Genomic DNA, 19639 nt, shown 5'->3' on the forward strand with positions numbered 1-19639 from the left:
GTGCTAGTGCTATATTATTGCAGAAATTGCAGAACCGCCTGGTTCACGAGTTTACCATCAGCGCGACCTTTGACCTTAGGCATCAGTGCGCTCATGACCTTCCCCATTTCGCTCTTCGAAGAAGCACCGGTTTCCTGGATGGTCTGCTGTACAATTACTTTAATTTCTTCTTCGGAAAGTTGCTCGGGAAGATATTTAATAATAATCTCGATTTCTGCTTTTGTACTCGCGGCAAGCTCGTCGCGACCCGCTGATTCAAATTCTTGGAGGGCATCTTTGCGCTGTTTGATTTCACGACTAAGGATATCAAGCACTTCGTTGTCGTCCAATGTTCTCTTCAGATCTATTTCAAGATACTTTATTGTAGAACGAACCATTCGAATCGTGGAGAGCGTGAACTTGTCCTTACTCTTCATCGCTTGCTTCATATCTTCGTTCAATCTCTCGCTAAGATTCATGCGTGGGTAATCCTCCTAAAACTTTCTCTTACGAGCAGCCTCAGACTTCAGCTTTTTCTTAACGCTCGGCTTTTCGTAATGTTTGCGTTTCTTCACCTCAGCCAAGACACCATCTTTTGCGATGGAACGTTTAAAGCGACGAAGTGCAGCATCAATTGTCTCGTTTTTGCGAACTTTCGTTTCAGACACAGGTTTCCCCTCCCTCCGACCATACCGTCCAAGAGCATAACACGGTTTATCAAACTCCATTATAGGTCAAACGGAAATAACGTGTCAACCTTCGTGCTATTCTTTTTTCTGGCAAGTTCTTCAACATTAAATGATTATGCTATGCGTGCGAAGCTGAGTTTCCAGTGAGCGCACCCAGCTTGGCTCCACCCAGCAGGTGATAATGAAGATGAGGCACAGCTTGTCCACTATCAGGTCCGCAATTATTGATTAAACGATAACCAGACTCAGCAATTCCAAGGTCTTTGGCGATCTGTTGGGCTACACTGTGGATTTCAGCAATTAGCGGAAGATCCTCAGGTGTAACATCATTCATTGAAGCAATGAACTTCTTGGGAATGATCAACACATGTACCGGTGCAGCCGGCTCGATGTCGTAAAATGCAAGAATACGTTCATTCTCAAATACTTTTTTGGAAGGAATAGTACCCTCAATAATTTTGCTAAACACGGTCTCCATAGAGTGCTTGCCTCCTAAAAATTGGTGAAATTCCACTTCATCATAAGATAATCATACAGGATAATCATCAATTACGAAAGCAGCAAGCAAACTCAGCATAATCTGCCCTAAACTGTATCTGTTACAGAATGAACCATTAAATAAATATATCAACACCGTTAGGCCTAAAAAAGACAAAAAAAAGAGAAACACCCTTCACAGCTTATAAAGCTGATTCGGCGGCGGACGTATGAAAAGGAGTTCATTCCCTGCCATACGTCCGCCGAGGTGTTTCTAAAGTAATGTCGGCTTAGCTGTATTATAACAGCGCGTTGATACTGTATCTGTGATAAGAATCACACACATTGTAGATCTTCACATTTTTTCCAAAAGGATCCGAGATCCCCCTCCACCCTGCTCAGCAGGTACTACTACCAGCTTGCGTGGCAGTCGTGCCCGAAGCTCTGGAACATGGCTGATAATGCCGACAGACAGTTGGTCGTTATGCAGTCTTTCCAGTGAGGTGATTACCGTATCGAGCAATTCCGGATCCAGCGTACCAAAGCCTTCGTCCAAAAAGAAAAATTGCAATGGATACTGCCCCCGCAGCTGAATCTGTGCCGAAAGTGCAAGTGCAAGTGACAAGGAAGTTAAGAACGTCTCTCCGCCGGAAAGCGTGGAGACCGGTCTTCTTACACCACCGTTTCCATCATCACGGATTACAAAGCCACCACCCGAATCAACCTCCAGCGCATAACGCTGTTTGCTCAGGAAACGAAGCCGCTGTGAAGCAGACTGGCATACCTGCATCAATTGTTCCTCCGCAATATACTCAACAAAAGCATTTCCACGTAAAACCGTCTGCAATTTGGACAAATGATCCTGTAGAGAAGCATGTTCTAGCCGCTGGGCTTCGAGCTCCATCCAGCGAATATGCCGATGCCGCAGATCCTCCAGATCTCGCTCTGCGCGCGCTCTTGCTTGCAGCGACATTTCATCCTCTGACTTACACACGCTTAAGCTCTCCTGGCTAACTTGCCACTCCTCTTCACTTAAGCTGGCTCCGTCAAGCTTCTCTTCAATATTGCGCAGCTGCAATGAAACTTCAGCTTCTTCCGCACGATGGGCACGTACCCGAGAAGAAGAAATTTCCCGCTCTTCAGGTGCGAGAGCTGCTCCTTCAACCTCAGCGGCGGAACTAAAAGGTGAAGAGGTTAAGCTTTGCTCCCACAGATGGCTTGAAGTCACATAATGCTCTCGAGCAGATTCTGCAGCCTGGCGGGTAATCGCTGCCTCCTTGATCTCATGCTGCGCTTTTTCCGCTGCCGTGAGATGTAATCGTTGGCTGGTCTCCACAGCTGCTAACAATTCCTGCAGACGACGCTCACACTCTGCTAGAAGAGGGGCAGCAGCGCGGCCATTAGTCCACTCTAAAAGACGCCGTTCTTTTTCACGCTGCAATTCTTCTTTGCCTTCCATCTGTGTATTCCACTGAGTAAGCTCTTTATCGAGTCCGGTGATGGTCTCCTGAAGATTCTGCACCGAAGCGCTTTTCTCATCCAGAAACTTGACACTGATTTCCAGTCGGGATCTAATTTCCTCAGCTTGAGCATCCTTGGCTAACAGCTCACGATAAGCTTTTTCTACCTCTTCCGGTGCCAAATCAGGGAACTGCTGTACCCAGTTCTGCCGCAATGCGGCTAGTTGGCCACTCAGTTCCTCGGCTTTGGCGGTTAGGCCTTCTACCCAGCTTCGCTCACCTTCGGCACCCGCTGCTTCTTTGAGGCATAGCTGCTGAACTTCCTGCATTGATTGCTGCCACTGTATCGCTGTACGGCGCAGTTCTCCAGACTGGCTTTTTAATGCTAAAAATGCAGCATCAAGTTCTGCCAAAGCCTTTTCATCTGGAATGGACTTATCGGTAGAGGAAACCTCGGCAGTGCTGACTTCTGAGCCTGCCGCTGCAGGATGATTTACCGTATCAAAAGCTCCATCACCAAACACCTGCTCCAGCCAAACCAGGTCCTGCTCCCGCAGACCACGGAACATATGGCGTGCTTCCAAAGCACGTCTGGACAACACCCGAGCCTGTTGAAGCTTTATCTCCAGTTCCTGTTGCTCTAAGTTATCCTGCAATACAGCAGGGGCCGGGTGGTGTTCGCTGCCACATACAGGGCAAGGTTGTCCTGCTTCCAATTCTTTAGCCAATCCAAGCGACAGTCTGTGCAACTCATGCCCCTTGAGGGCCGCTTCCAAAGAACTGATATGTTGCTCCAGACTTTCTGCTGCGGTGCACGCAGCTTCTTCTGTCGCCAGCAGCTTCTCTTGATGCATCGCCGCCTCGCGGATCAGCTGCCCGCGAGAAGCTTCCTGCTGCTCGCGACGGCCCTCGGCCTCCGCGAGGCGCGCCTGCGCAGCCGCGAGTGCAGCGGCACGCTCGCGGCGCTCCTTCTCCGCCTTATCCCACTGGGATTCGGCGGAGTGCAGCCCTTGCAGTCTCTGCATCGCTTCTTGCAGAGACTGCCGCTCCTGGGAGCGGACACCGAGCGGCTGCAAGCTCTGCTGCAGCTCTTGCTGGCGCTTTTGGCCCTTGGCCAAAAGCTCACGCTCCCGGGCCATGCCCTCCCGCAGCTCCGTCAGCTTGCGGGAGGCCTCTTCGCGGCGCTCGCGCAGAGCCGCGAGTTCGCGCCGCAGGGCGCCGAGCTCGGACTCGAGCTCGAGCGCGCGGCGGTAGGTGTCGGCCCCTTGCCGGAGGGCCGGCTCTTCCGCCGCAAGCGCGGCCTGCGCAGCAGCCGCGGCCGCAGCGGCATGCGCCGCCTCCTGCTCGGCAGCGGCGGCCAGCACCTCTTGACCCTCCGCGCGGGTCAATCGGCTCTTGAAGGCGTCTTCCGCGCTTCGCCATGCTTTCAGCGCGGGAAGCCTAGCCTCGGCCTCGTCAGCTTGGCCGAGCTTCCGTTCAAGGAGGAGAATCTCCTCCTCCTTGGAGAGCAGTCCCTGCCGCTGCAATTCGCGGCGGGTCCGTTCCTCTTGCAGCTCGCGAATGCGCGTGAAACGCTCCGCGACCTGCAGCGCCGCCTCCAGCTTGCGGCGGCATTCCGCAGCATGCTGGGCTGCTTGTTCGAGGCGCTCCGCCGCTGCCTTTACATCCTCTTTGCCTGCGCTGCCAAGCCCCTGCTGCTCCGCTTCGAATGCGCGGAGCGCAGCCTCATTCTCCTTCACCCGTCGGCTAAGCTTCAACGCAAGCTGATCGCCATACTGTTCCAAATGGAACAGGCGCTGCAGCATTTGTCGGCGGTCTACGCCCCGAAGCGATAAGAATTCGGCGAATTTCCCCTGCGGCAATACAACTGCTCGCGTGAAGTCATCCATTTTGAGCCCAATATGCTCTTCCACACAACGTGTAACATCTGCGAGTTTATCCGCCATAACGTTATCCCCGTCAGGTGTAACTTCAATGAAACGGCTAATGGTGTTACTAACTGTTTGCTCACCTGTCCGCTTGAACTTACGTTCAACGCGATAACGATGTGCCCCAGCGGAAGAAGTGAGCTCAAAGGTAAACGCCACGCTGAGTGAATCCTCAGAGTGATTCATAATCCCCTGTGTTCCATTAACGGCGCGCTCCACTTTGCCGTACATTGCCAAAGTAATAGCATCCAGCAAACTGGACTTGCCGCTGCCCGTAGGTCCAAAAATCCCAAACAGCCCGGTCTCACACAGACTTTCAAAATCTATTTCCTGCATTTCTCTATAACTCTGCAATCCTGCCACTTTTAATAAAATAGGCTTCACCTTAGTTCTCCTCTCCTTCCTCCGGCTGCTGCCGTTCTTCTTCGGTTAGCTGTAAGAACAGCTCAATCAAACGATCCTCCGGCTCCGCCCCGCCCGTCTGGCGCTGATAGAATTTACGGAACAATTCTTGTACAGGCATACGTGAACGGGAAATTTGTTCGAGCTCCAGCTCCATTTGCGGATAAATCGGACGAATATGAATGATCCCCTCACGTGATTTACGCAGGCGCTGAATATCATTCATCGACATAGCTTCACTGAGCCGAATCTCCAAATCTATAAAAGCGGTAGCATCTCTACATTCATCCAACCAGTTATATACCTCTTGCAATCCCCCCGTAGAGCTCCATCTTACAAGTGGACGCCCACAGCGAAGATAGATTTCTTCGAAGGTCGGCTCACCGCCCGGCGCAACATCAATCAGCGTCACCGACTTGGCTTGTCCTGCTTCCGAAAAGCTATATGCCAGCGGGGATCCGCTATAACGGATCATCCCTTCCCCTTTTACACGCTGAGCGCGATGAAGATGGCCTAGTGCAGTATATTGCGCTCCACAGGATAAAGCAGAAGGGTCTACAGTGTAAGCCCCGCCCACCTGAATCGGGCGTTCCGAATCACTCTCTACACCTCCAAGCACATAAATATGGCTCATCGCCAAATTCACGGTTTGTGGCGTAAATTCCCGTCCCAACAGTTGCATAAGTTTGCCTACCCGTGCGCTGTAAGCTAGTCGAAGCTCCTCTTCCCCGCTGTCCCCAGCAAGCAACTCACCGAGACGTGCCTCAGAGGGATAGGGAAGGGCTGCGATTTTGGCAATCTCACCTGTCCGCGCAGCATGAACTGTCACTGGCTCTGAGGTTGGAAGTCCTACCAAGGTAATCCCCTGCCTTAATACAAGCGGGGAGACTGAAGATACGCGCTCCGGTTGGTCATGATTGCCGGCAATCACCACAAGGGGCCTGCCCCCTGAAGTCAGCCTGGCAGCAGCCTCATAGAATAATTGCTCCGAAGCCGCTGGCGGATTAACGGAATCGTACACATCTCCCGCCATCATAATCAAATCCGCCTTATGAAAATCGGCGATCTCCACCAATTCATCTATGAACTGCTCTTGCTCCTTCTGGCGGCTTCTTCCCTCCAGCGTACGGCCCAAGTGCCAATCCCCCGTATGCAATATCCGCATCTTCGTCCTCTTTCCCCGCTCCTATGCGGCAATGAATAATTTATAATTTCACAGCATGATCGCCGTCAAAAAAGTACAGCCAAATCTCGCCGATCGGTTCTCCCAAAATATCATGTAATGCCTTGCTGTATAACTCTAGCTGAAAACGATATTTTTCCTTAAGTGCCTCTAAGCCGCCCTGATGTTCTAATACAGAGTCCGTCTTATAGTCTAGCAGAATAATCCGGTCCTCTTCACGGAACAGGCAGTCAATGACCCCTTGAATTAGCACAGCCTCACTAAAGCCTTCCTTATTGTTCTCAGGGGAAAGCTCCGAGACGGCCTCATTCATATAATCGAGCCCTCGATAAGCCTCACCTGCGGGAACCATATAACTGAACGGCATTTCTCTAAGCTTCCAAGAAGAAGCTATTAATCTACGTCCCAGTTCATTAGTATAAAAAGCTTCTATCTGATCGGGAGCTACAGCCTCCACCTGCTCAGCAGTTAGAATAGCCACTCTCTGGAGTCGGGCTAAGGTTTCTTCCACAACCCTAGGATCAACTGAACCCTCCAGCGGAATATGCTGCATGACTGTATGGTATGCTGTCCCGCGTTCCGCTGGGGTTAGACTGCGTTTTTCCATAAATTTCGGACGCCGCAAATGAAGACTGTCCGCACCTGCAACACTTGGACGTTTATCGGTTTCTATTGAGGTTGTAGAATTGCCTTCTTCCAGCAGATCAAAAGAGGGCTGCTCCTGCAACGACAACAACGCTTTTAACTCCGTAACAGAAGTTTTAGCCGGAATACCTGAGGCTGCCGCATACGGATAATTCCATTCCAGTCTTCTAGCAATTTCATCGCTAGTCTCTGTTTCATATATATTTACAGCTTCACCCTTATGCAGTGCTTCGAGTACAGCTTGCCGTTCCTCTACCTTCTCCTCAGTCTGATCCGTTGGCAGGAACGCCCCAGAATTAAGTTCGGAAGCATTTTGCACACTGATGCTCCAGTTGGAGACATCGTTGTGCAGCACCGTGGAGACGGTACCTTCTGAACCGCCCAGCTTACGAAGAATCGCCGCCGCAGGGTGCCGGATCAATGCCGGTCCAACCCAGTCCAAATAGCTGCGCCCTCGGGCCAGCAGATGATCTGCAAGCAGCAGCTCATCCCGGTTCTGTACGCTGCTCCAGCTAGCGATTTTGCGCGGCAAATCTCTTACAGTGCCTACTAGAATCATTTTATCTCTCGGACGAGTTAACGCTACATATAATACACGCATCTCCTCCGCTAATAATTCAAGCCGTGTACGCCGGTTAATAGCCAGATAAGGAAGTGTTGGGTAGCTAACTCGCGTTTCCCGTTCCACAAAACGCGGCCCAAAGCCAAGCTCTTTGTGCATAAGAAATGGCGAATGCAAATCTTGTCGATTGAACTGTTTTGCCATCCCGGCTACAAAAACAACAGGGAACTCCAGCCCTTTGGATTTATGGATGGTCATGATTCTGACGCCATTGCCTTCTTCACCGCCACCGCCAGCTACACCCAGATCTCCGCCGTTCTCACGAAGCCGTGAAATGAACACCAGAAAACGGAACAATCCACGCGCTGCGGTGTCATTCTCAAATTGCACAGCCCGATCATACAAAGCTTTAAGATTGTTCTGGCGCTGCGAGCCTCCAGGCAGTCCTCCAACCCATTCCAGATAGCCGCTCTCCCCATAGATACGCCAGATCAGCTCACTGAGACTACCTTGTCTAGCCGCATTTCTCCAGCTTTCCAGCTGTTCTAGGAAATGTCTAAGCTTGCGCTTCAGTTCTGGACTGATCTGCGGCAGATCTTTATCAGGTAAAACATTATTCTCGACGGTGCTTGCGGATTCAATCACATGAGCCGAGAAGAGGTCATACTCTTCTTCAGCCTCTTTTGCATATTGCATATCCACCGCCATCTGTACTGCTTGAAAATAAGGACCCTGACTACACATACGCACCGTAGCCAATTCTTCTTCCGTTAATCCGACCACAGGTGAACGAAGTACGCCAGCCAGCGGAATGTCCTGCTGAGGATTATCAACTATTTTTAAGAGGGAGAGTGCAATTTCCACTTCTGTAGCTTCAAAATAACCTTTATTCAGATCACCATAAGCAGGGATTCCTTCCATCCGAAGCTCTTCGATGATTAGAGGGGTCCAGATTCTTGCCGAGCGAAGCAGGATTACGATATCACCGTAAATAACCGGGCGCATAATCTTGAGTCCCTTATCGTAGATAAGCAGCGGCGATCCACCGGTCATCCCCGTCATTTGTGAAATACGCCGGGCAATTGCCCGTGCTTCCAGCTGCGCCGTCTCGCTCTCAATGGCTTCACTCTCCTGAAGTGGCGCCTCACCGTCTTCAGAAGTCTCTTCTGACTTCCCTGCTGTTGAACCACGATCTATCAATAATAACTCCGGTGCAAAAAAGGTATCAGGGCCCTTCTCTGCTGCACCTGGGAAATTCGCTCCGTAAACAAGCTCAGCGCGTTCGTCATAATTAATCTCCGCTACCGTCTCATTCATAATCTGCCGGAAGATCATATTAACGGCATTCACAACCTCCATGCGACTGCGAAAATTACGGGCCAGATCGATAACCGAACCGCTAGACGATTCATTAGTAATTTCAGATGGATCATCGATTGGGTGTGAGCCAAAGCTGCGGTATTTATCCAGGAATAGCCCCGGCTCCGCCAGACGGAATCGATAGATACTTTGCTTCATATCTCCGACCATAAACCGGTTACCGGGTGTTTCACGGGATATTAGCCGCACAATCTCCTCTTGCACACTATTCGTATCCTGATACTCATCCAGCAGAACCTCATCGAATTGAGCACGGTATTCCATAGCTGCATCAGAAGGCAGGGAATGACCGGGCGTAGAGTCCGGATGGCGTAGAATTTGCAGACAATAATGCTCCAAATCACTGAAGTCGACTAGACCTCTTCCTGCTTTTTCAATTCTATAACGTTCACCGAATGCTATCACTGTCTCTGCAAGCTCTGCCATCAGTGGAGCCGCTTCGTTCAGCTCTTTCAAAAAAACCTCAGGCGGACGGCCAAACAATGCTTTCTGAAGATCTAAAATACTCTTCTTCACACTGTCGCGCAGTTCCTTCACCATCTCCTGCAGTCCAGGATCTGTCGAATCCTTCTTACAAGCCTTTAATTTTCCAAAATATACTTCCATAAAAATATCATATAATTCTGCCCAAGGTCGTTCGTTAACGGCATCCTGCAGTGCATTTACCATCTCAAGATCAGTGGTTAAATTCTCAGCATAGGGTGCCGGACCACCCGGTTGTAGTGCAATCTCCCGGCCTTGCATCAGCTGACTGGCTGCACCCGCAAGTGTCAGCTTCGCTTCTTCAAGAATGCTCAGCACCCATGGCGTTCCACCCAGACTTTCGGTGTCTGGCAATGAGAAATCAGCTGCAGTATCACGGAGCCATTGCGCTGGCCAAGGATGGCTGCGGGCGTAATCATGCAATCGCTGTATGAGCGCATGCACTGCATCATCACTGCGTTCACCACTGAACCAATCAGCGAGCTGCACAAATATGCTATCCTCGCCATCCGCACCTACCTCACCGTACTTTTCCTCCAGCAACTCTTCGAGCAGCTCCTGCCGCATCATCTCCGCTTCATGCTCATTTAATATGCGGAAACCCGGATCAATCGGAATCATTTGATAATAACGCCGGATCACTTCCAGACAGAAGGAGTGCAACGTTGTAATCGAAGCTTTGCCCAGCAGGGATAGCTGACGGCGCAAATGGTTGTTCTCCCCGTTCTCCTCCAGCTCCCGATCAAGGGCTTCCCTGATCCGCTGCCGCATTTCGGCAGCCGCAGCTTTGGTAAACGTGGCTACTAGTAGCCTGTCTACACTGAAGCCGTTCTCTTCCTTACTGATCTTTCGAATAATCCGTTCTACCAGCACCGCCGTCTTGCCGGAACCTGCTGCCGCAGCAACGAGGATGTCATCACCGCTCTCCGCAATGGCGCGCCACTGGTCATCACTCCATATACTTCCTTCCGGTTTCGCTTCTATTTCAGCCTTCATACTCAAGGTGTAGTTCCTCCTTTGCGGGACAGCAGATCCCATATAACGTCCTTCCCTGGCTTACCCAGATTGTTATAGCTGTTACCTTCCACAGCTTCATCGAACTGGCAGACAGGCCTAAAGGAACAGAATGTGCAGGCAGTCTCCTGCCCAATTCGGTACGGCTCAATCGCCACATCACCCTCTGTAATCCGTGTCCCGATATCCGAGATCGTCCCTCTAACGGAGGATAATAGATGGCTCCACTGCTCTGGTGTAGCTACTGAAGCACTGCTATAAAAGCTGCCGTCAGCTTTTACTGCTACAGGCACGATAGAAGAATACCCTTTGTCTAAAGTGGTATCCATTAGGGAGACAACCTCACGATCTGCTGTAAGCAGTCCTTTCATCTTGAAGCGTTTCAACAGCTCTTGCTCAGCCTGTTCCTTGTTCATCCCGTTGGATGAAGTTAACAACGGATCATGCACATGGAAATAAAGTGTGCCTGCTGGAAGTGCCGGCTGCCCCAGCCATTGCTCCGAATATGTCAGCAGCACATCCAAATAAGTCAGCATTTGCAGCGACAATCCATAATACACCTCATGCAGCTTGAGATCCTTTTGGCTCGATTTATAATCAATTACCCGCAGAAGAATACCGTTCTCTCCACGAGCTATGTCTACACGGTCAATCCGGCCAACGACCTCCATCACACAGCCATTCGGCAGCGTAATTCTTAAAGGCGGCAACTCCTTATCCGGTCCAAAATCCAGCTCCAGCCCTACTGGCTCAAAGCTGCCCCGGCGGGCGTGCTCGCCCAGAATCACAGAAGCACGTCCAACAATATTCTTAAGCTTACGGGAGATGTACCCGTAACGTTTGGAGCTCATTAGAATTTCACCCTGCAACATCGGAGATAGCCGTTCTACTGTCTCACTGGCCTCACGCCGACATTCATCCGGAGACAAGCTGCCCCAGCCCCGTCCCTCTTGTTTCAGTCTTATCGCCATATCACTTAGCGCAGCATGGAACAGCTGTCCAATATCAGGTGCTTGCAGCTTATATAACTGGCGCTCTTTCAGTCTTAGTCCGTAGGACGCAAAATGGGAAAATGAGCACGCAACAAATTTCTCCATCCGGGACACACTGCCCCGCAGTGTTGAGCCACCATACAATCTGAGGCTTGTGCCACGCTTTAGCTTCGTTCCCTCATTACGATAGAACAGTGAACTTAGCAAACGTTCCAGTTGAAATTTACGATCTTCGTTCTTAGTAAACCAGTTATACACATCCCACCATAGCTCCGGAATTTCTGTTCCTTGGCGCCACTGCCGCAGCTGCATAATCAATGCGCGAAGACTCTGTTCTGGTTGACCAATGAAACCGAGATGGATAGGATTTTCGACTTCTATAGGTAGTCCCGAAGGGGGAAGTGCTGACAAGCTGTGCTCTTGAACCCTTGGGAACATTCTATGCAAATGCCGGATAACCTCAGAGGGAAGGAGAGCTTTGCCCTCATCATCCGCTGTAGCGTAGCTAATCCAGAGCTTTCGGCTTCCTGTCGTTAGTGCATTATAGATCAGAAACCGCTCGTCCAGCAGTTTACGAGAAGCGCCGGGAGCAAGCTCCATTCCAGCATTCTCTAGTACGGAGCGTTCACCTTCCGAGAGAATTCCATCTTCCTTAAACTGCGCAGGCACAACACCTTCATTAAATCCAAGCAAAAAAGCGTATTTAACCCCCGTTGGGCGAGTCCGATCCATATTGCCGACCAATACTTGATCCAGTGCGGGCGGAACTAGTCCCATTTTAAGTTCAGCAAGACCTGTCTCTAGAACTCCAGTGAACACTTCAAACTCAAGTCTTTCATTGCCCATCATTTCTACTATCTGATCTAACAGATCAAGTACCGCACCCCACAACTGGCTATGTTCCCTAGCCTTCTCGGGTTGGCCCTTCTCCATAGACTTAACACTGAGTTTCTCCAGCTTTCGCGCAACATCCGTCTCTTCAAGCAGCTTGTACAATGCCGTACAAAGTTCAAGACCGCTACGACTTTTCTGGATTCTTTTCTCAAAAGCAAATAATGGACCTGTTATACTAGCACGGCATCGTTCCATAGTAGCAAGCAGTTCATCATCCATCTGTCTGCCGCCTTCCAGCGACAAGCTAGGAATACCTTTCCAGGAGCGGCCATCTGTCCAGCGGTACCCCTGAATCCCACAAGCCAGCACATAGTTTTCTAAAGCATCCATATCATCACGCGTAATACTACCGTCTAGCGGAAGCAGAAGCTCCGTCTTTACGCAACGGAATACATCCTCATAACGCCAGCGACGACGCACTACATCCAATGCGGAACGTATAAACTCCACTAGCGGATGATGCAGCTCATTCACCTTCTGGTCCAGAAAAAATGGCACTCCATAATCTTGGAACAACGGCTGAACCAGCTGCTCGTAATCGCCAATATTGCGCATCAATACGGCCATTTCGCCATATTTTGCACCTTCATCCCGCGCCAGTCTAGTCATTTCGCGCAGGGCTCCCTCAACCTCTGCTCTGTGCGAAACTGCGGCGCCTATGGATATAGCCTCTCTTGCCAGTTCATCCGCACCTATCCAAGCCTTCCGGCGATCATATCCCCGTTCAAGGTGAGCAAGTACTGGACTTTCCTCAAAACGCGGAAGAACCGTTAGCTCCAGCAGCTCGTCCCATACATCAATGCCCAGCTCTTCAGCAATTCCTCGCAGTTTAATGTAAGTAACCGCAGTTGGGTGAAACAATTCAAGCTCATTCAACTGATCTCCATAGGGGTAAGGACGATCAATTGTAAGCGAAACCGTCAGCTTCGAAGCTTGCTGCATCAATTCTCGAAGCACTACGAATTCCTGCGGAGTAAATCCATGGAACCCATCTACCCAAATCTCTGCCCCGCGAATGTAGGAGGAATCTGGAATATGCTCAGCCAGTTCTGCTAAACGATCCTCTTCATCGATATAAAGACGGGACATTTCCTTCTCTAAATCCCTAAATACCAGCTGCAAATCATCCAGCTTACCCTCAAGAATAGGACTTCTTGCAATAGCTCCTCGCATAGCGGACAGCTGTTCCTCTAAATCAGTGGAACCCAAACAGCAACGTTTCATCTCCGTGTGCAGTTGGTTCAGACGTTCCACAAAACCCGGTCTGTCTGCTGAGGCACCGAATAATTTCAGTTCCTCTTTGCGGCGACTGATGATTTTGTAAATTAACATTTTCTTACCTTCTTCACTGATTGGCAGACTTGCACTGCCACCAGTTTCCTGCTTCACACGATAGGCAAGCCGCGAAAAACTCAGTGTCTGCGCCCGAAGGCTTCCCTTCACATTCCCTACGGTCAGAAGCCCCCGTTCTGCTCCAAAAGAACCTTGCTCTGGCACAAGAATAATAATCGGCGCACCAAGCGGTTCCTTTTCTAAGGAAGAAGAGATAGATTCCCATATTTTTGTTGTCTTGCCACTGCCCGAGCGGCCTAGTAAAAAGGTTACCGGCATAAATGATAGACTCCTTCCGTAGCGGAGAAAATATATAGAATACAGGGTGAAATATCCACCCGTTGATTACACTCCAATTAAAAAAGTTCAGTGATTCCTCGTCCCCTCAGTATATCATAACCACACTAATCGGAACATGTGTTTGCTAGTATTTTCTAATGTTTTACAAAGGATAAACAGCTATGAGTACAAATAAAAAAAGCAAACCTCCGGATTTTGGCGGCTTGCTTTTTAGAGTGTTTAGTTTGCTTTTAATGCCAGTTGTGCAACGTTAGATAGGAGCTGCCAATGTCGGAGCGTAGGGTCAATGTTAGACTGTTGGCGTTCAGCGTTCAGCGTTCAGCGTTCAATACTCAACACCCCGCACTCAACATTAGCACTCTACGCCGATCGTTTTGTAATCCGCATTCCGCATATCATAATTCAATAAGCATCATTCGTTGTTTACTATTTAGTATTCCGAATTTAACACTCAACATTTCGGCTAGGCTTGTTTCATTAATTACTTAGGGACCCAGAAGCCGTTATTCGTGGATTCAGTGCTGTTATGGCAACTTTTCGGACCCCACTGACGCTATTCTTCGAAAATGTGCTGCATTACGGATGTTATTGGGGCAATAGCGCCTTTAGGGTCCGTAAGAATTCAATAATGGGCTGTTTACACTAAATAGAGTCATCTGAGTCCGTTGGCAACTCCTTGCCTTACAGCCGACTCACGGCCACCCTACGACCAGCCCTTTTATCTTATTTGTTACTTGGCACTGTAAACCTTTTTTGACCTTCAGGCTTATTTTTTACTCCGCACTTCAAAAATCGCAAACTTCAGATAGTGTCCTTCGTTAACGCCAAGTATTTGTGGGTGGTCTTTGCCTGCGGCCCGCCATTCTACAAGTCTCAACACCTTGCCAGCATCTTTAGCAGCATCGGCAATCGTTTCGAGGAACAGATCTGGCTGCATATGGTAAGAACAGCTTGCGGTAACCAAATAGCCGCCTTCGTTCACCAGCTTCATCCCGTGCAGATTGATATCCTTGTAACCACGGCAAGCGCCAGCTACTGCACTTTTGGTTTTGGCAAACGCCGGAGGGTCTAGGATGACTACATCCCAAGTTCTTCCTCCACCTGCCGTCATCGGCTTGGATGTGTCGGTTTTGGCTGTTTTGCCTCCGGATTTAGGATTTGCAGCAGCTGCTGCCGTATCTGTTCCACTGGCAACTGTCGCCCGTTCAGAACGTTCCTCTAGTCCTTTAACCTGATTCCGTAGATATGCAAAAGCATCATCCACTACGAATTCAACACGATCGCTAAAGCCGTTCAGCTCCACATTCACTTTGGCACTCTCAATGGCGTGTGCTGAAACGTCAAGGCAGGTTACTTTTTTCGCGCCATACTTGCAGGCATGCAGCGTGAAGCTGCCCGTATGCGAGAAGCATTCCAGCACTGTCGCACCGTCCCAATAAGGGAACGTTACATGTTTGCCGCTCTTATTAACTGGTAAGGTCTGTAGTGAACCATCCTCAGTTTCAATTTCCTGTAGCGTAATGCCGCTTCGTCCTCCCCAGCCTTTCATGAGCGGAGCAATGGAAGCTCTATTCTCACGTTGGTCAAAGAAGTAACCTGTCTTCTGGCCCTCTTCAATATCAACGACCAGCTTCAGGCCATTCTCGCTCACGGTTACATGCCTTGGACATTCCCCGTACAGCACACCCGTTGTCTGCTCCATACCTTCAAGCTCGCGCACACTAACATCACTGCGCTCATAGATTCCGCGCGGTGCCATAACCTGCACCAATGCTTCGACGATTTCTGCACGCCGCTTGTCCATTCCGAGGGTAAGCAGCTGCACAACCAAAATATCTCCGAATCGATCTACAATAAGCCCCGGCAAAAAGTCCGCTTCACCATAAACCAAGCGATAAGCATCCGCACCCGGAAGGAACCGGTTTCTGTGTTGCAGACAATTCGCAAACCGTTCTGCAAAAAAGGCTGTATCCATGATCGCAAGGGGTCCCTGCGATACAATTCTTACCCGAATTTGTGACGCTGGATTGTAATATCCCACGGCCAAAAATCGGCCCTGATGATTAAGGACATCTACTAAACCCCCCGCTTCCGGATTTCCTTCTACCGATGCGACTTCACCTGCATAGACCCATGGATGGCCCTGTTCCAGTCTTTTTTTGCGATTGCGTTCTAAAATAACCGATGGCAATGACTTCAACTCCCTGTTTTTCTAAAAATGTTTTTATACATGTCCCATGCAATACATTCATATATTGGTGTACAACCCTCGTCCAAAGGAGTATGCCCTATGTTCAGTGATTTGCTGTTCCCTATCATATATGGTCTTGTTATCTTTCTAGCCGGCATGAAGCTGATGGAAACGGCGTTGTCCAAGCTAGCAGGCCCTCTATTAACTACAAGCCTAAATAGAGCTACCTCAACACCTATTAAAGGAATGATTGCCAGCAGCCTGTTGTCCGCCTTACTCCAGAGCAGTACTGCTGTAACGGTGTTGACTATCGGCATGGTCAATGCCGGCCTGCTTACCTATGCCCGCACACTTGGCATTATCCTGGGCAGCAACATCGGCACCACATTAACTACAGAATTGATCGGACTTCAGATCAATACCATGGCCACGCCCTTGCTGGCAGCCTCGCTCAGTCTGTGGGCAGCGGCAGTTATTGCAGGCGAACTGCCGCCTACATCGCGAGTGGCAGAGCTCTGCCACAAAATATCCCCGCCGCTGCAATTTATCAGTCTGGCTGTATCAGGCTTCGCCCTCGTCCTATGGGGCATCGCTGTCATGCAGTCTATCGGCGGAATACTTCAGGAAAGTGGCTTATTCCTCTGGTTCCTAAACCATGCCGCTACTAGTGCCTTATGGGGGCTCGCCGCTGGAGCGTGCCTAACAGCCATGCTCCATAGCAGCGCTGCTGTCATAGCTATGGCTATGAGCATTGCCGCCTCGGGTGCCATGCCGCCTGAGCTAGGTATAGCCATTGTGCTGGGTGCCAACGTAGGCACCTGTGTTACAGCGGTCATCGCTTCCATCGGCGGCACGCCATCCGGCGTCTTCGTCGCTTGGTCCCATGTTGCGCTTAATGTAGGTGGTGCACTATTATTCTTGCCCATGATCGGGCTGCTACAAGCAAGTGCTGCATGGATTGGTGGAGGTCCTGCTTCACAAATCGCCCACGCCCAGACCATTTTCAACGTAGTCTGCTCACTTCTAGCACTGCCATTATGCTACCTGCCTATATGGTCAAAACTGGAGAAACGTCTTCAGTCTTAACAAAAAGGTGCCGTTAATATAATCCCAGTTTTCCACAACTGTACTATTATACTTCAATCGAAAATATTATAAAACCGCGAACCGTCGTAAAAAGTGATCACCGTCGAGAAAATTCCAATCAGCGCAAACAAAGCCAATGCAAAATAATCGTCTCTTGTGAACGGGCGACGGCTATACCAAGTTCGTTTGGTCTCAGTGCCAAAGCCGCGCAGCTCCATAGCGGTACTGATATTTTCAATCCGCTCGATACTAGTCAGAATTAGGGGCATCAGAATCGAAATGATATTTTTTAGCCGCTTAGGCAGCTTTTCTTTTCTAGAAATATCTATTCCCCTTGCTTGAGCAGAGAACGATATATTCTCATAATCTCGTTGAATATCCGGAATGTACCGCAGTGCCAGCGATACAGAATATGCAATTTTATAGTTCACTCCAACTCTATTTAAGGATGCTGCAAATTCACTGGGATTGGTCGTTAGAAGAAATAATAATGCCATAGGAATGACCACCGCATATTTCAGGGCAATATTGAATTGATAAAATAGCTGCTCCCAAGTTACCGTATACCGGCCTGCAATATGCATAATATCATGACGTGTCCCGTAAACACGTACGCCCTCCAAAGGAGAAAAAATAAAGATAGCTATATGATTAAGCAAAAAGAAAATCAAAATAAAATATAATACGAAAGCATAATCCTGAAATTGAACTTTGGAAATTCTAAAGGCAAGCAAACTAAATAACAGCATCACAATTAGACATCTTGTATCATATGTAATCATCCCCGTCACAGACCACACTACAAATAAAATCAACTTCGTAGCGCCGGTAAGACGGTGAATAGGTGAATCCTGCTTCGTAAAAGTTAACATTTTGGCCTTCATCCGCCTCGGCTCCTCCTATCATACGCAATAAACCTTCTAACGAACTCCTCCGGTTGTTTCAATCCAGCTTTTATAGCTAGGGCAAAAAGCGAGGTTTCTTTCAAGTTCGCTTTTTTCACCACATCAGTATTCGTTAATATTCGCTCAGGGCTATCATCCGCAAGCTTCACGCCATCAGCTAACACTATAGCTCTATCGGCATATTCCAGCATCAAGTGCATATCATGCGTAATCATAATGACCGTCATCCCCTGCCCCCGCAGCGTCAAGAGAAACTCCATCATTTCGTTATAATGCCTGTAATCCTGAGCAGCAGTCGGTTCATCCAAAATGATCACTTCCGGCTCCAGTACCAGAATGGCGGCAATCGTGACCCGTTTCTTTTGGCCGTAACTGAGCGCCGAGATCGGCCAGCTGCGAAAAACATAAAGTCCGCACACCTTCAAGACTTGATGGACGCGTTCACGAACGAGCTCCTCAGGGCAACCTCGGAGTCTTAGTCCTAGGGCAACCTCATCATATAAAAGTGTCTTTGAAATCATATGATTGGGATTTTGCATAACAAAACCAATCCGCTCTGCCCGCTCCTTAATCGTGTCCTGAGCAATATCACGCCCATGCATCCGTATTGATCCGGAAGTAGGTTTATAGAAGCCACAAATCAGCTTAGAAACTGTAGATTTCCCAGCCCCATTTCGCCCCGCTATACAGACCATCTCTCCTTTATGAATACAGAGATTGAGCTTATCCAGCACCTGCTGATTTTTTTCGTATCCAAAAGAAATATCTTGCAGTTCAAGGATGGGTGGGCTCTCCAGCTTATCCTGGCGCGACTGATTGCACTCATACCAGATCTTAAGTTTATTAGAACACGCCTCCAACTCTATATCGTTCACATGTTGCGGATTCATATTTGCTGTAATCGAACATCCGGCATACTTCAAAGCCGTTAAATAGAGAGGTTCCCGAATGCCAAATTCTGAAAGCAACGTTGTGCTCAACAGTTCTGCAGCCGGCATATCCGCCGCAATACGTCCTTCATGGATCACAATAATACGGTCCACCGCCCGATGCAGCACCTCTTCAAGACGATGCTCGATCATAATAACGGTTTTACCTGTCTCTTTATGCACTCGATCAATAAGCTCAATCGCTTTTGTACCGGTATAAGGATCTAAGCTTGCCAGCGGTTCATCAAAGAGCAGGATGTCCACATCACCTACCAGAACACCTGCCAAGGACGTTTTTTGCTTTTGTCCACCCGATAACTCCTGAGGAGAAGAGGCCAGAAATTCGTGGATATCCACCGCTCTTGCGGCAGCCGCCACTTTGCTATTCATTTCTGTCTGCTGAACCACATGGTTCTCTAGACTGAAGGCGATATCCTCGCCAACCGTTAAACCTACAAATTGTCCATCCGGGTCCTGCAATACGGTACCTACCTGATTGGACAGCTCTGTGATACTCAGATCCTTCTGCTCCTGGCCTATAATCCGTAATGAACCTGATATTTCCCCTCTGTAAGCAAAAGGGATGAGACCATTAATGCAATGAGCCAGTGTACTTTTCCCAGAACCTGAGGGTCCCACGATAAGCACCTTCTCCCCTTCAACAATCGTTAAGTTAATCCCCTGTAGTGTGGGTTCCTGCTGCGCCCGATATTGAAAGCTGAAATCCTTAAATTCAATCATTACTTTTTTCATCTGAGACCTTCCTCTGGGTTAATGTGAAGAGAAAAAAGCCGGTGATTTCCACCGG

The 19639-nt window shown here is 49.2% G+C and carries 11 protein-coding genes; 1 reads left to right on the top strand and 10 read right to left on the bottom strand.

Going from position 1 to position 19639, the window contains the following annotated elements; all coding sequences use genetic code 11:
• Positions 1-14: 14 nt before the first annotated feature.
• From MHI32_RS23560 to MHI32_RS23595, 8 genes are all read right to left on the bottom strand, one after another.
• Positions 15-458, bottom strand: coding sequence for a GatB/YqeY domain-containing protein (locus MHI32_RS23560; RefSeq protein WP_036683862.1), 444 nt, complete (start codon positions 456-458; stop codon positions 15-17).
• 15 nt (positions 459-473) lie between these two features.
• The gene (gene rpsU / locus MHI32_RS23565) at positions 474-647 is read right to left on the bottom strand and encodes a 30S ribosomal protein S21 (RefSeq protein WP_036657994.1); all 174 of its coding nucleotides are present in this window, start codon (positions 645-647) and stop codon (positions 474-476) included.
• A 139-nt stretch (positions 648-786) separates the two neighbouring features.
• Positions 787-1146, bottom strand: a complete 360-nt coding sequence (locus MHI32_RS23570) for a histidine triad nucleotide-binding protein (protein WP_036683863.1) — start codon at positions 1144-1146, stop codon at positions 787-789.
• Between the two features lie 354 nt (positions 1147-1500).
• Complete coding sequence (locus tag MHI32_RS23575) at positions 1501-4917, bottom strand: AAA family ATPase (protein ID WP_340011036.1); 3417 nt, start codon at positions 4915-4917, stop codon at positions 1501-1503.
• A gap of 1 nt (position 4918) precedes the next feature.
• Positions 4919-6100 carry an exonuclease SbcCD subunit D gene (locus MHI32_RS23580; RefSeq protein ID WP_340011038.1) on the bottom strand — a complete coding sequence of 394 codons (1182 nt, stop codon included), beginning with the start codon at positions 6098-6100 and terminating at the stop codon, positions 4919-4921.
• A gap of 40 nt (positions 6101-6140) precedes the next feature.
• The gene (gene addA, locus MHI32_RS23585) at positions 6141-10184 is read right to left on the bottom strand and encodes a helicase-exonuclease AddAB subunit AddA (RefSeq protein ID WP_340012760.1); all 4044 of its coding nucleotides are present in this window, start codon (positions 10182-10184) and stop codon (positions 6141-6143) included.
• Between the two features lie 2 nt (positions 10185-10186).
• Positions 10187-13699 carry a helicase-exonuclease AddAB subunit AddB gene (gene addB / locus MHI32_RS23590; RefSeq protein WP_340011040.1) on the bottom strand — a complete coding sequence of 1171 codons (3513 nt, stop codon included), beginning with the start codon at positions 13697-13699 and terminating at the stop codon, positions 10187-10189.
• A 787-nt stretch (positions 13700-14486) separates the two neighbouring features.
• Positions 14487-15911, bottom strand: coding sequence for a class I SAM-dependent rRNA methyltransferase (locus tag MHI32_RS23595; protein ID WP_340011041.1), 1425 nt, complete (start codon positions 15909-15911; stop codon positions 14487-14489).
• Between the two features lie 99 nt (positions 15912-16010).
• Here MHI32_RS23595 and MHI32_RS23600 point away from each other — a divergent pair, with 99 nt between their 5' ends.
• The gene (locus MHI32_RS23600; protein ID WP_076218327.1) at positions 16011-16997 is read left to right on the top strand and encodes a Na/Pi symporter; all 987 of its coding nucleotides are present in this window, start codon (positions 16011-16013) and stop codon (positions 16995-16997) included.
• 53 nt (positions 16998-17050) lie between these two features.
• On the opposite strand, the gene MHI32_RS23605 is transcribed toward MHI32_RS23600, so the two are convergent.
• Together MHI32_RS23605 and MHI32_RS23610 are read right to left on the bottom strand one after the other, a co-directional pair.
• The gene (locus MHI32_RS23605) at positions 17051-17881 is read right to left on the bottom strand and encodes an energy-coupling factor transporter transmembrane component T (protein WP_076128979.1); all 831 of its coding nucleotides are present in this window, start codon (positions 17879-17881) and stop codon (positions 17051-17053) included.
• Positions 17878-19584, bottom strand: coding sequence for an ABC transporter ATP-binding protein (locus MHI32_RS23610; RefSeq protein WP_340011044.1), 1707 nt, complete (start codon positions 19582-19584; stop codon positions 17878-17880). Before MHI32_RS23610 ends, MHI32_RS23605 begins: the two co-directional genes overlap by 4 nt.
• Positions 19585-19639: the final 55 nt, after the last annotated feature.

This window comes from Paenibacillus sp. FSL H7-0690, assembly GCF_037980415.1.
Lineage (GTDB): Bacteria > Bacillota > Bacilli > Paenibacillales > Paenibacillaceae > Paenibacillus_AQ > Paenibacillus_AQ odorifer.